Here is an 11,674-nt window from a genome sequence, read left to right on the forward strand (position 1 = left end):
TTAATTTGCTTTTTTAGCTCTTCGTGGTTTATCAAACTCATGTGTAAATCCTTATAAATAATTCACTTGATGACTATATCAAATAAATTCAATTTTTAAGGTTTACACAGTTAGATTTACACTCTCTAATTTTGCTTATGGATGAAAAATTACTTAAAATGTATCGTAGATATGCCCATACGGAAGAAGCTTTTGCGGTACTTTTTACAAAAAAATATCTTATTCAAGCTAAAGATTTCTATTAATCTCCCCTTCAAGCTTTCTGCTACTTCTTATTTTATTTAAGTATCCATAGATATAGATTTTTAGGAGTAGTTTAGGATGAAATGCAGGTTGTCCATCTTTGATGAAATTTCTTTTAGTTTTTATGTTGAGTTTAAAAATATCCAATGTATCTGCATATGCTTCTATTGCACGAACTACATTATCTTCTTCTACTAACTCATCTAAACTTGGTGGAAACATCAGTTGCTGTTTACGGTTTAAGCCTTGTTTGTATATACCCATAATTACCCTTTATATAGTGCTTATTTTACTCTCTTTATGATTTTAGGATGGTTCTGGTAGAATATTTATAGTTTTTAGGATTGGGTTCTTTCACAGTCTCAGTAGAGCCAATAATTACTTTAACCACTTAAAGTTCTATTAATGGGAACTTTAATATTGCAGGAAATAAGTATAGATTAGTAGTTACTATAAATTATTATGCAAAGATTGTTTTCATCAAGTTTATTGGGACACATAAGCAGTATGTTAAAGTCAATATGGAGGATTTATAAAATGAATATCAAACCTATTAAAAACGAGCAAGACTATGCTCATACACTTAGCTTAATTGAACACTTAATGAGTGCTAAACCAAATACACCTCAAATGGATGCATTAGAAGTGCTTACAACATTAGTTGAGGCATATGAAGAACAATTTTACAAAATAGATGCCCCTGATCCTATTGAAGCGATTAAGTTTAGAATGGAGCAGGAAGGTCTAAAACAAAAGGATTTAGTAGCAATAGTTGGAAGTAAATCGAGAGTTTCTGAAATATTAAATAGAAAAAGAAAACTAACTATCCAAATGATAAGAAATTTTCACACTCAACTGAACATACCCGTTGAAAGTCTTCTCTTGGACTACAAAATAGATTGTGCTTAATTGCTAACAAAATGTAGAAGAGTTGTTATTACAAAAACTATTAAGAAGCCAATAAGTGCCTAGCGGCGATTTATTGGCTATATTCGAGTTATGAAGAGTAACCTAAAAAGCGTATCATTTGATGCTATTTAGAAGCTTTTTTCTCTTTTTGCATTCGTTTATACTCTTTTTCAAATTTTTTTCTTCTTGAGTATGAAAGTTTATCTATGAAAAGTATGCCATTTAAATGGTCCATCTCATGTTGGATAGCTACACTTAAAAGTCCACTAGCATCTATGGTTTTAGTATTTGAATCTCTATCTTGAAAGTTTACAGTTATGTTGTCATATCTTGAGATATCTTCATAAAAGCTAGGAACACTCAAACAACCCTCTTGATAGACTATCTCTCCTTCTTTTTTAACAATGATTGGATTTATCATCTCTATGAGGTTTTCTTTTGATTGTTCTGAATCATCATCTGGAATATTTATTATCAAAGCTCTCTTAGCGTGAGCAACTTGAATAGCGGCTAAACCTATTCCATTTGAGTTCATCATCACATCATACATCGCATCTAAAAGCAGATGTAATTTTTCATCAAACTTCTCAACTTCTTTTGATGTCTCTCTTAACTTTTTATCTGGATATTCTACTATATTTAATTTCATCTGTTTGTAACTTACTCTTTTTTACTTTACTTATTCTCTTAAAGAGACAGCGAAATCTATCTTTGGATCACTATAAGCTTTCTCTATACCATCCATTGCACTTACAACTATCTCTTCAACTGTATAAAGAGTAGATATGTCAGTAACCCCTATCGATATTTTTAACTGGATCTCCCGATCTGCTAAAAAGAAGTTAGAGTTTGAAACTAACTCACAAAGTCTTTCACTCGCTTTTTTAGCACTATCTATATCTGTGTGTTTTAGAACCATTGCAAAAACACCATTTCCATAATGAGCCACTATATCGCTTCTTCTTGAAGTCTTGAGCAAGAGCCTAGCAATCGTTCTAGTCATAAGAGTTATTGCTTTATCGTTGTCTACACTCTCTTTTAATTCTCGAGAGAGCTCTATCATGATAAGCGAGCTTTTATGTTTAAACTCTCCTATTAACTCCATCTCTTGTTCTATCTTTGTCATTAGATATCGTTTGTTATAAACACCATATCTATTGTCAAAGATAGTCTCATTTTCTACACCTTTGATTATCTTTGCTGTCTCGTCATAAAAGTCTCGCATCTGAGTACTTTGTTTTTTAAGTATACTGTTTAACTTTGAGACATCACTCTCTAGTGACGAAGCTACGCTTATAGCAGCTTGTATCTCTGTATTATCTTGAAGTTCTTGCTTTTTCTTCTCTAAGATTTTTGTCATCAATGCCATATTTTTATAAAGATTTGCAGTAACACCTAGTATATTTTTTATAGATCCAAAGCCTCTTTTTAGACTCTGCTCAAGCATGATCGTATTTTCATCATCATTACTCTCTTCTAGTTCAAGCATAGAGTGGATCTGCTTTCTTAAGCTCTCACTCTTGTCTTCTAAAAGCCTATCAAAATACAAAGAAAAGTTATTTGGAGTAGGTGGCAAGTTATCTTTTATAAGGGCATTGAGTACCTCTTTAGAATAAATCTCTAACTCACTAGTAGGTTCATCAATCTCTACCGCCGCTATAGTTGGCTCTTTTACTGCACGGTTTCTACTTCTTAAAGATCCTGCCATATTAACCCCTTACTCTTTATCGTTTTTAACCAAAACCTCATCGATCATGCCATACTCTTTAGCCTCTTTAGAGCTCATATAGTTATCACGATCAGTGTCTTTTTCAACTCTTTTAATGCTTTGACCTGTGTTTTTGGCTAGTATTGCATTAAGTTCCACTTTCATTCTTAAGATCTCTTCAGCTTGAATAGCGATATCTGTTGCTTGACCTTGAGCACCACCTAAAGGTTGGTGTATCATGATACGGGCATGAGGAAGAGCGTATCTTTTACCTTTTTCACCAGATGAGAGCAAAAATGCACCCATAGATGCAGCTTGTCCTACACAAATAGTAGCAACATCTGAGCGGATATAGTTCATAGTGTCATAAATTGCCATTCCAGCAGTTACCACGCCACCTGGAGAATTTATATAAAAATATATATCTTTTTCAGGATCTTCAGCTTCTAAAAAAAGTAGTTGTGCAACTATAGAAGAAGCAACTGCGTCGTTTACTTCTCCACTTAGCATGATTATTCTATCTTTTAAAAGACGAGAATAGATGTCATAAGATCTCTCTCCGCGTCCAGTTTTTTCTACTACATAAGGAATATAACTCATCCTTAGGCTTCTTTTATCTTTGAGTTTAGAAGTTGGCTAAGAACCTTATCTTCAATCATTGACATCTGAATAGCTGGAAGATATCCCGCTGTTTTATACTCTTCATAAGCTTTTTGAGGATCTTGCCCCATTTGCATAGCTTCGTAGTAAATCGTTTGCATTACTTCTTGCTCTTGTATTTTTACATTCTCAGCATTTGCTAATGCATCTATGATAAATGTAGCTTTTACACTTCTTTGTGCATCTTCTCTTAAAGTCTCACGAAGCTCTTCTAGTTTATCTTGGTTTTCGCGAAGCTCTTTAATCTCTTCTTCACTCATAGTTTGAGCTTTTTTATTTAGTGCCATATCTATCTCTTGATCAACTACAAATTCTGGAAGATCAAACGAAAGCTTTTCAACAAAAATTTCTAAAAGTTCTGGCTTTAAGTTGTCATTATAAAGTTTGCCTAGTTTTTCATTTTCTATCTGAGTTTTTACTTGTTTTTTTAACTCTTCTAAATTTGCATCTTTGTCACCTGGAAGCATTTTTTTAGCTAACTCATCATCAATAGCCACTTCATCTTTTACTTTAATGCCATTTACTTTTACTTTAAACATTGCATCTTTACCAGCTAGCTCACTTCCACCGTAGTTCTCTGGAAACTTTACGTTTATCTCAACTTCTTCATCTCTTTTTACGCCGATAAGTTGATCTTCAAAACCAGGGATGAATTGACCAGAACCTAAAAGAAGTTCAAAGTTCTCAGCCTTACCACCCTCAAAAGCCTTACCATCAACAAAACCTTCAAAGTCAATAACTGCTGTATCTCCATCTTTCATTTTGCGGTTTCTTGCAATATCTTTTAAAGGTGCTTGTGCTTGTGCTAACTCAGTGATTCTTGCTTCAACATCAGCATCACTTACTTCTGGTTTATCAAACTCTTTTACAAGTGAAGCATAATCACCTAGTTCAATAGTTGGTCTCATTGCAACTTTAACAGCTACTTCTATCTTGTCTTCACTCTTATCAAACTTAGAGATATTTGGCTCACCAATAAGTTCATCATTTGCAATCTTTAGTTCTTCTAAACCTTTGTTTAATACTTCACGAAGAGCTTCAGATTCAGCATCTTGGATAAGTTTATCTCCATACTGTTTCTTAACAACACTAACAGGAACTTTTCCTTTTCTAAAACCTTGAACATTAGCAGTTTTTGCCAACTCTTTAGCAATTTTTTCCAAGTTAGCGTCAATCGCCTCTTTTAATATTGTCGCTTCTATAAGAGCGTTAGAACCATTTATTTTAGTTGATTTGATTTCCATCAATTTCCTTTTTTACATCGTTTACTTGTTTTTCAAGCATTATTTTTGGATAATATTACCTAAAATCTTCTTTTAGTTAGCTTTTGCATAATTTTGGCTTAAAATTTAGTATCAAAAACCACACAACTGCAACATCTATCATAACATCAGCAAAGTTAAACACTGCAAAGTCAAATCCACAATGCCAATAGACCATGTCTACAACTCCGCCATGTATAAATCTATCATAGATATTAGACAAGGCTCCACCCATTAATAATCCAGCTGGCAAAGCAAAGCAAAGTTTTTTTAGATTTATAATATAGATTAAGACACCAAAAACTAAAATAAGTTGTATATACTTTAACCATTCATCTAAAAAACTTAGCATTGAAAAGGCGACACCTCTGTTATAGACTAAAATCAGATCTATACATTCGGTGTAGTAGCGAAAGCCATCTACAAAAAGCATTTTTATATTTTGATCTATTATAAAAATACCTGCCATAGTTAAAAAAAGTATGGCATTTAATTTTAGAATTTTGCTAGGCATTTAAGGCTTTTTGAAAAAACTCAACCATCTCTGTCATATGCAAATTTAACTCTTTTGTATCTCTACACTCAAGCAAAACTCTTAGTTTATTTTCTGTTCCTGAGTATCTTATGAGATGTCTTATGTGCTTTGCATCTAACTCTTTTAACTTTGCATCAAGTCCATCTACCTTAGAGAGAGGCATCTTTATTTTTATATTTATATTTACAAGCTTTTGTGGATAAAGTTTAAAAGGGCGAAGAGCTACTGAAGCTTTAGTCTTTGTATCTATAATGAGTGCTAGAGTTTGTAAGGCACTCACAAGTCCATCTCCAGTTTTTGCAAAATCACTAATTATTACATGACCACTCTGCTCTCCTCCAAAATTAATTCCCTCTTTTTTCATAATCTCTAAAACATTTTTATCACCTACATCTGAACGAAAAAGTTTAAGTTTTTTTGATTCCATGTAATCTTCTAACGCTTGATTACTCATAACCGTTGAGACAATCCCTCCTCCTTTTAAAACACCTCTATCATTCATGTAAGAACCAAGTGCCCCAAGGAGCTGATCACCATCAACTATATCACCCTTCTCATCTGCAACAACAAGTCTATCAGCATCTCCATCAAGTGCTATCCCTAGATCTGCTCTATATTTAACAACGCTCTCACAAAGGTCTTTTGTATGAAGTGCGCCACAACTCTCATTTATATTAAAACCATCAGGCTTATTATGGAGTACAATAACTTCAGCACCAAGCTCTTCTAAAACTGTAGGACCTACTATATAACCTGCTCCATTTGCAGTGTCTAAGACTATTCTCATCCCACTAAGTGAACTCTCACGAGGGAACGAATTTTTAAGTGCTACTATATAGCGTCCTATGACATCATCGATTCTTTTCGCTTTACCTATCTCTTTGCCAGTTACTTGAGCATCTGCTATCTTTTCATCATTAGCATATATTGCTTCTATCTCGGCTTCTACTTCGTGTGATAGTTTGTCTCCATGCCCATCAAAAAATTTGATACCATTATCTTCATAAGAATTATGCGAAGCACTAATCATTATCCCAGCATCACATCTCATGTTTTCAGTAATAAAAGCAATTGCTGGTGTTGGCATAGGACCTATTTGAATAACATCATAGCCTATAGCACTTAATCCACTTACAATAGCATTCTCTATCATATAACCACTTCTTCTAGTATCTTTTCCAATTAGTATTCTGTTTGTTTTTGAGTGAGCTTTAAAGTATATTCCAGCAGCCATAGCAATTCTCATAGCCATCGGTGCACTTAAAAATGATCCCGCTTCACCTCTTACTCCATCTGTTCCAAATAGTTTCATTATATTTCCATCATATTAAAGTGGAGTATTTTAACATATATTCATCTTAGCATCCCTATTTTATTTTAAAAAAGGCAATATATATACATTTATGCTCATTTTTTGTAAGTTTACCTTGTCTTTAACTTAATTTTAATTATTTTTAAGCTAAGATTTCGCACTAAAAAATTAATGAGAAGGACTCATGCATGGCAAATCACAAGTCATCAATTAAGAGAATTCGCCAAACGATCGTTAAAACAGAGCGTAATCGTTTCTACAGAACTCGTCTTAAAAACATTGTAAAAGATGTAAACACTGCAATTGAAGCAGGAAACAAAGAAGAAGCAGCTACAGCATTTAAAGTAGCTAACAAACAAATTCACAAATTTGTAAGCAAAGGTGTCTTAAAAAAAGAAACTGCTGCTAGAAAAGTTAGTCGTCTACACAAATCTGTAAACGCTATATAGTCAGAGCAGACACATATGCTCTCAGATAAACTTACACCGTTTATCAACCGCTATAACGAACTTAGCAAATTGCTAAGTTCACCTGACATTGCCTCTGACATCAAACGGATGACAGACCTCTCAAGAGAACAATCTTCACTTTTAGACATAGTTGAAAAAGCAAAAGAGTATAAAACTCTACTAGCAGATATCGCAAGCACAAAAGAGATGCTAAGTGATAGTGAGATGTTTGAGATGGCAAAAGAAGAGCTAAAAGAGCTAGAACCTCAAAAACCACTCCTAGAAGAAGAGATAAAGCTTCTTCTTCTACCAAAAGATCCTAATGATGATAGAAATATCATAGTAGAACTTCGTGCTGGTGCTGGTGGAGATGAAGCAGCTATATTTGTAGGTGACTTATTTGATGCTTATACTCGCTATGCAGAACTTAAAGATTGGAAGGTGGAACTCATAAGTACATCTCCCTCAGATGCAGGTGGATATAAGGAGCTAATAGCTCTTATAAAAGGTGAACAGGTTTATAGTAGGTTGAAATACGAAGGTGGAACTCATCGTGTTCAAAGAGTTCCTGCAACAGAATCTCAAGGTCGAGTTCATACATCAGCAATTACAGTAGCAGTAATGCCAGAGGTTGATGATGTTGAAATCGATATAAATGAAAATGACCTAAAAGTAGATGTTATGCGTTCATCTGGTTGTGGTGGACAATCTGTAAATACTACAGATTCTGCAGTTAGAATCACTCACTTACCAACAGGTATAGTAGTGACTAACCAAGACCAAAAGTCACAGCATAAAAATAGAGAAAAAGCTATGAAAGTTTTAAAGGCACGCCTTTATGACCTTGAGATGCAAGAAGCTCAAGCAAAAGATAGCCAAGCTAGATCTGCACAAGTTGGAACTGGAGATAGAAGCGGTAGAATAAGAACTTATAACTATCCACAGAACCGCATGAGTGACCATAGAATAGGGCTAACTCTTTATAGACTAAATGAGATTATGAATAGTGGATCATTAGATGAGATAGTAGAGCCTCTAATAGCAGATCATCAAGCTAGAATAGTCGAGGCAGCAGGTCTATAGCCTCTTTACTAAACATGTTGTAGCTTCATGTTTAGTAGCAATCTACACTCTCTCATAATAAGTAGCGTCAAAAGTTTTTCTAACTCTTCCTTTAAAAGTAATAGTTCCACTTCTCAGTCCAAGATACAAAACATCTCCACTCTTAGGATAAACCTCGGCACTCTCATCAACTTTTTGTTCTTGACATGCTCTATAAAAACAAGCCGCCATTCCTGTTCCGCATGCTAAAGTCTCATCCTCAACACCTCGTTCATAAGTCCTGACCTTAATATTTTTATCTTTATCTACAAAAGCTATATTTACATTAGCATTATATCTGTGTCTTAATTCTCTTGCTTCTTTTATATCAAACACTTCTATATTTTGCGTAAAATGTACAAGATGTGGAACTCCAGTATCTATGAGCCACCAAGATTTAGAATTATGAGTAATATTGTTATCTTTTATCTCGGGAGTAGTTAGTTCACTCTCAACCATATCTCCATCGACTTGTGCATTGATAACACCTGCTCCTGTTAAAAAACTCATTTTTGATGGTGCTAAATTATTTATAAAAGCATAATGAGCGCAAGCTCTTGAGCCATTTCCACACATATCAGCATGGCTTCCATCAGAGTTATAAAATTGCCACTCAAAGTCATACTCTGCATTAGAAAGTATAACTATAAGTCCATCAGATCCAACTCCGTCTTGTCTATGACAAAGCTCTTTTGCAAGGCTAGACCTATCTTGCTTAACATCAGAGTGAAAGATTACAAAATCATTTCCATTTGCACTGTATTTTGAGACTTGCAGATATAGTTCCTTTTATAAATAAATTTTTTTAATCTTTTGGACAAACTCTTCAACTTCTTGTTGAAGATGCTTTAAGTCTTTTGAGTTATCTATAATCCAAGTGGCTCTTTTTCTCTTCTCTTCTATAGACATTTGAGAGTTAATTCTTTTTAGAGACTCCTCTTTAGAATATCCGTTTCTTTTTATATACCTCTCAAGCTGAACATCTTGAGGAGCATACACAACAACGCTATCTTTTATATCATAAGAGTTCTTTTCAAAAAAGAGTGGTATATCTATAAGATATGGAAATTTAAAACTATCTTGTTTTATGCTTCTTTGCTCTATTTCATCTCTTATTTTAGGATGTAAGTACTCCTCTAAGACTCTTTTTTTTTCAGGATTACTAAATATTAAACTACCAAGTTTTGAGCGATTTGGTTTTGAACCTTCTATATATTCTTCTCCAAAAGTCTCTCTTACCCATTCCGTTGAAGCCTCTAATATTTCATGTGAAATAGTATCTGCATCAATCACTCTCATGCCATTTAATGCAAGCAGAGATGCAACTGTACTCTTTCCAGTAGCAATTCCCCCAGTTAGTGCAATAGCGTATTTGAATGCCATCTAGTTTTTAATGATACCTAGGTATTCTTTACGAATATAATTACCCATTGCAAAAGAAGCTATATGTACATCGCAATTATAGTATTCATTGTCATCTAGCATATCTGCTCTTTGAAGAATTATATCTGCGGTAGGATGATACTCTTTTGATGCCAATAGTGCCGTCTTGCCTGCGCCTACACTAAAAGGCATAATGATTTTAAAATAACGAGCTAGATTTTTCATCATAGTTTTATTTGCATCTACTTCATCTAAAGATGGATGAGTAATACAAAGAACTGCATTTTCTTTTGAAATACGATCGATTTGAGCTAAAAGTTTTATATCTGAGTCCATCTCACAAATAACTACATCAAACAGCTCATCTTCAAGATTAGAGATTGCATCCAAACAAGGTTCTATTGCTTTTGTTTTAACGCCTTTATACTTAAGCATCTCTTTTGCAAACCTACTCGCATTTTCACTTATCATTAAAACCTTTTTTGGGTCTTTACTGGTACAAAGTGGAACATGAACCATCATTTCAGGGTATATAAACTCTTTCATTTATTAATTCCTATATTTATAATTGGGATGATTTTATCATATTAGGATTAATTTTACTTAAGTATTGTTATAATTACGAAAATGTTTAAGGGTATCAAATGGATTTCAATAAAATCAGAAAGTTTTGTAGAGTTTTTCGTATATTTCTAGGACTTGCTCTAGTTATCGCAGGTATTATCAACTATGGAGCAATTAGTGGTGCTGGTTGGTTCTTCTTAGGATTTATTCCTCTTATAGCTGGTGTAGTTAACTTTTGCCCACTTTGCATGATTAGTAAAAAATGTGACATGCCGCATAATTCGGGGAAATAATGAGTCAGATAAGTTATAAAGATGCCGGCGTTGATATAGATGCTGGAAATAGTTTTGTTGATAACATTAAACCTCTTGTTAAATCTACTAGAATTCCTGGTGTACTAGGTGGTATTGGCTCGTTTGCTGGTGCTTTTGAACTTCCAAAAGGCTTTAAAGAGCCTGTAATGCTCGCGGCAACTGATGGTGTTGGAACTAAGCTAAAACTTGCCATAGATAGTGGCATTCACAACACTGTTGGCATAGATCTTGTAGCTATGTGTGTTAATGATCTCCTTTGTAACTTTGCTACGCCTTCATTTTTCTTAGACTACTATGCAACTGGAAAACTTGATGTTGAAGTCGCTACAAATGTTGTAGCTGGTATTGCAGAGGGTTGTATTAGAGCTGAGTGTGCACTAATTGGTGGAGAGACTGCTGAGATGCCTGGAATGTATTCTAATGATGACTACGATCTAGCTGGTTTTGCAGTAGGTGTTGCTGAGAAGTCTGAGATGGATAGAGTCTCACTTGTTAGATCTGGCCATAAACTTATAGCACTACCAAGCTCAGGTCTTCACTCAAATGGTTTTTCATTAGCTAGAAAGGTACTTTTTGAGAAGATGGAGATGAAATTTGAAGATGATTTTAACGGTAAACCACTTATAGAGACTCTCTTAGAACCTACTAAGATCTATGTAAAAACATTTAAAAAACTTAGAGATGAGATAGTAGCAATGGCGCATATCACAGGTGGTGGAATAGTAGAAAATCTCCCTCGTGTTCTACCAGAAAACTTGATGGCAGAGGTTAAAAAAGACTCTATTAAAATTCTTCCAATATTTGAACTTATGAGCAAGCATGTTGATCTTGACGAGATGTTTAGAGCATTCAATATGGGTGTTGGCATGGTTTTAGTTGTTGAAGATGCTAATGTAGAAAAAGTTTTAAAAGAGACTGATGGCTATCTCATCGGTGAGATAAAAGAGGGCAAACAAGAAGTAGTGATGGTATAATCCATCACTGCATCAATATATACTACATTTTTCTCATATAAAGCAAGACATACTTCATAACAACTACACCATAACTCAATATGCGAAGCTAAAGCATCGCTTCCAAAGAGATGTGTAGCTTTAAAACTTATTCACTAGTTCCAATGCTCTGCGTTGGAATTCATATATACTTAAGTTGACAGGAGTAGTTGTTATTGATATGGTAATAGTTACTATTCAGATTGTCATATTGTGATAAGTTGATTATTAAATAGGCGAAG

Annotated in this window: 16 protein-coding genes; 6 read left to right on the forward strand and 10 right to left on the reverse strand. The window is 34.1% G+C overall.

Annotation, left to right across the window (positions count from 1 at the left end; all coding sequences use genetic code 11):
• Window positions 1-228 precede the first annotated feature (228 nt).
• On the reverse strand, window positions 229-507 hold the full coding sequence (locus M0Q24_RS10510; RefSeq protein ID WP_295050453.1) for a transposase: 279 nt from the start codon (window positions 505-507) through the stop codon (window positions 229-231).
• Window positions 508-662: 155 nt separating this feature from the next.
• Here M0Q24_RS10510 and M0Q24_RS10515 point away from each other — a divergent pair, with 155 nt between their 5' ends.
• Both M0Q24_RS10515 and M0Q24_RS10520 read left to right on the forward strand, forming a co-directional pair.
• Complete coding sequence (locus tag M0Q24_RS10515) at window positions 663-779, forward strand: type II toxin-antitoxin system HigB family toxin (RefSeq protein WP_295050477.1); 117 nt, start codon at window positions 663-665, stop codon at window positions 777-779.
• A 1-nt stretch (window position 780) separates the two neighbouring features.
• On the forward strand, window positions 781-1,152 hold the full coding sequence (locus M0Q24_RS10520; protein WP_295050455.1) for a DNA-binding protein: 372 nt from the start codon (window positions 781-783) through the stop codon (window positions 1,150-1,152).
• Window positions 1,153-1,276: 124 nt separating this feature from the next.
• On the opposite strand, the gene def is transcribed toward M0Q24_RS10520, so the two are convergent.
• From def to glmM, 6 genes are all read right to left on the reverse strand, one after another.
• Window positions 1,277-1,801 carry a peptide deformylase gene (def, locus tag M0Q24_RS10525; protein ID WP_295050457.1) on the reverse strand — a complete coding sequence of 175 codons (525 nt, stop codon included), beginning with the start codon at window positions 1,799-1,801 and terminating at the stop codon, window positions 1,277-1,279.
• A 30-nt stretch (window positions 1,802-1,831) separates the two neighbouring features.
• Window positions 1,832-2,860, reverse strand: coding sequence for a GGDEF domain-containing protein (locus M0Q24_RS10530; protein WP_295050459.1), 1,029 nt, complete (start codon window positions 2,858-2,860; stop codon window positions 1,832-1,834).
• Between the two features lie 9 nt (window positions 2,861-2,869).
• Window positions 2,870-3,460 (reverse strand): ATP-dependent Clp endopeptidase proteolytic subunit ClpP, encoded by a 591-nt coding sequence (gene clpP, locus M0Q24_RS10535; RefSeq protein WP_295050460.1) that lies wholly within the window; start codon window positions 3,458-3,460, stop codon window positions 2,870-2,872.
• A 2-nt stretch (window positions 3,461-3,462) separates the two neighbouring features.
• Window positions 3,463-4,764: a trigger factor gene (gene tig, locus M0Q24_RS10540; protein ID WP_295050462.1), complete on the reverse strand. Its 1,302-nt coding sequence runs from the start codon at window positions 4,762-4,764 to the stop codon at window positions 3,463-3,465.
• 76 nt (window positions 4,765-4,840) lie between these two features.
• Window positions 4,841-5,296 (reverse strand): signal peptidase II, encoded by a 456-nt coding sequence (gene lspA / locus M0Q24_RS10545; RefSeq protein WP_295050464.1) that lies wholly within the window; start codon window positions 5,294-5,296, stop codon window positions 4,841-4,843.
• Entirely contained in the window at window positions 5,289-6,629 is a 1,341-nt protein-coding gene (gene glmM, locus M0Q24_RS10550) for a phosphoglucosamine mutase (protein WP_295050466.1), read from the reverse strand. The genes lspA and glmM overlap by 8 nt, the downstream gene beginning before the upstream one ends.
• Before the next feature lie 188 nt (window positions 6,630-6,817).
• Between glmM and rpsT the strand changes: the two genes are divergently transcribed.
• Window positions 6,818-7,078, forward strand: a complete 261-nt coding sequence (gene rpsT, locus M0Q24_RS10555) for a 30S ribosomal protein S20 (RefSeq protein WP_295050467.1) — start codon at window positions 6,818-6,820, stop codon at window positions 7,076-7,078.
• Window positions 7,079-7,093: 15 nt separating this feature from the next.
• Complete coding sequence (gene prfA / locus M0Q24_RS10560; RefSeq protein WP_295050469.1) at window positions 7,094-8,161, forward strand: peptide chain release factor 1; 1,068 nt, start codon at window positions 7,094-7,096, stop codon at window positions 8,159-8,161.
• A gap of 42 nt (window positions 8,162-8,203) precedes the next feature.
• On the opposite strand, the gene dapF is transcribed toward prfA, so the two are convergent.
• Genes dapF through M0Q24_RS10575 form a run of 3 tightly spaced genes read right to left on the reverse strand, consistent with a single transcriptional unit; the run spans window position 8,204 to window position 10,108 of the window.
• A complete protein-coding gene (gene dapF, locus M0Q24_RS10565) occupies window positions 8,204-8,956 on the reverse strand; it encodes a diaminopimelate epimerase (RefSeq protein ID WP_295050479.1) in 753 nt (250 codons plus the stop codon).
• A 12-nt stretch (window positions 8,957-8,968) separates the two neighbouring features.
• Window positions 8,969-9,562 carry a dephospho-CoA kinase gene (gene coaE, locus M0Q24_RS10570; protein WP_295050471.1) on the reverse strand — a complete coding sequence of 198 codons (594 nt, stop codon included), beginning with the start codon at window positions 9,560-9,562 and terminating at the stop codon, window positions 8,969-8,971.
• On the reverse strand, window positions 9,563-10,108 hold the full coding sequence (locus tag M0Q24_RS10575) for a spermidine synthase (protein ID WP_295050473.1): 546 nt from the start codon (window positions 10,106-10,108) through the stop codon (window positions 9,563-9,565).
• A 98-nt stretch (window positions 10,109-10,206) separates the two neighbouring features.
• On the opposite strand from M0Q24_RS10575, the gene M0Q24_RS10580 reads away from it, so the two are divergent.
• Together M0Q24_RS10580 and purM are read left to right on the forward strand one after the other, a co-directional pair.
• Window positions 10,207-10,419 (forward strand): DUF2892 domain-containing protein, encoded by a 213-nt coding sequence (locus tag M0Q24_RS10580; RefSeq protein WP_295050474.1) that lies wholly within the window; start codon window positions 10,207-10,209, stop codon window positions 10,417-10,419.
• Window positions 10,419-11,414: a phosphoribosylformylglycinamidine cyclo-ligase gene (gene purM, locus M0Q24_RS10585; protein WP_295050475.1), complete on the forward strand. Its 996-nt coding sequence runs from the start codon at window positions 10,419-10,421 to the stop codon at window positions 11,412-11,414. The genes M0Q24_RS10580 and purM overlap by 1 nt, the downstream gene beginning before the upstream one ends.
• Window positions 11,415-11,674: the final 260 nt, after the last annotated feature.

Origin of the sequence: Sulfurimonas sp., from assembly GCF_023228785.1 — a bacterium.
GTDB lineage: Bacteria > Campylobacterota > Campylobacteria > Campylobacterales > Sulfurimonadaceae > Sulfurimonas.

Excerpts from the sequence above, each read along its gene's own strand:
- M0Q24_RS10510 (WP_295050453.1), bottom strand. The coding sequence starts at position 507 with ATGGGTATATACAAACAAGGCTTAAACCGTAAACAGCAACTGATGTTT.
- M0Q24_RS10520 (WP_295050455.1), top strand. The coding sequence starts at position 781 with ATGAATATCAAACCTATTAAAAACGAGCAAGACTATGCTCATACACTT.
- def (WP_295050457.1), bottom strand. The coding sequence starts at position 1,801 with ATGAAATTAAATATAGTAGAATATCCAGATAAAAAGTTAAGAGAGACA.
- M0Q24_RS10530 (WP_295050459.1), bottom strand. The coding sequence starts at position 2,860 with ATGGCAGGATCTTTAAGAAGTAGAAACCGTGCAGTAAAAGAGCCAACT.
- clpP (WP_295050460.1), bottom strand. The coding sequence starts at position 3,460 with ATGAGTTATATTCCTTATGTAGTAGAAAAAACTGGACGCGGAGAGAGA.
- tig (WP_295050462.1), bottom strand. The coding sequence starts at position 4,764 with ATGGAAATCAAATCAACTAAAATAAATGGTTCTAACGCTCTTATAGAA.
- lspA (WP_295050464.1), bottom strand. The coding sequence starts at position 5,296 with ATGCCTAGCAAAATTCTAAAATTAAATGCCATACTTTTTTTAACTATG.
- glmM (WP_295050466.1), bottom strand. The coding sequence starts at position 6,629 with ATGAAACTATTTGGAACAGATGGAGTAAGAGGTGAAGCGGGATCATTT.
- rpsT (WP_295050467.1), top strand. The coding sequence starts at position 6,818 with ATGGCAAATCACAAGTCATCAATTAAGAGAATTCGCCAAACGATCGTT.
- prfA (WP_295050469.1), top strand. The coding sequence starts at position 7,094 with ATGCTCTCAGATAAACTTACACCGTTTATCAACCGCTATAACGAACTT.
- coaE (WP_295050471.1), bottom strand. The coding sequence starts at position 9,562 with ATGGCATTCAAATACGCTATTGCACTAACTGGGGGAATTGCTACTGGA.
- M0Q24_RS10575 (WP_295050473.1), bottom strand. The coding sequence starts at position 10,108 with ATGAAAGAGTTTATATACCCTGAAATGATGGTTCATGTTCCACTTTGT.
- M0Q24_RS10580 (WP_295050474.1), top strand. The coding sequence starts at position 10,207 with ATGGATTTCAATAAAATCAGAAAGTTTTGTAGAGTTTTTCGTATATTT.
- purM (WP_295050475.1), top strand. The coding sequence starts at position 10,419 with ATGAGTCAGATAAGTTATAAAGATGCCGGCGTTGATATAGATGCTGGA.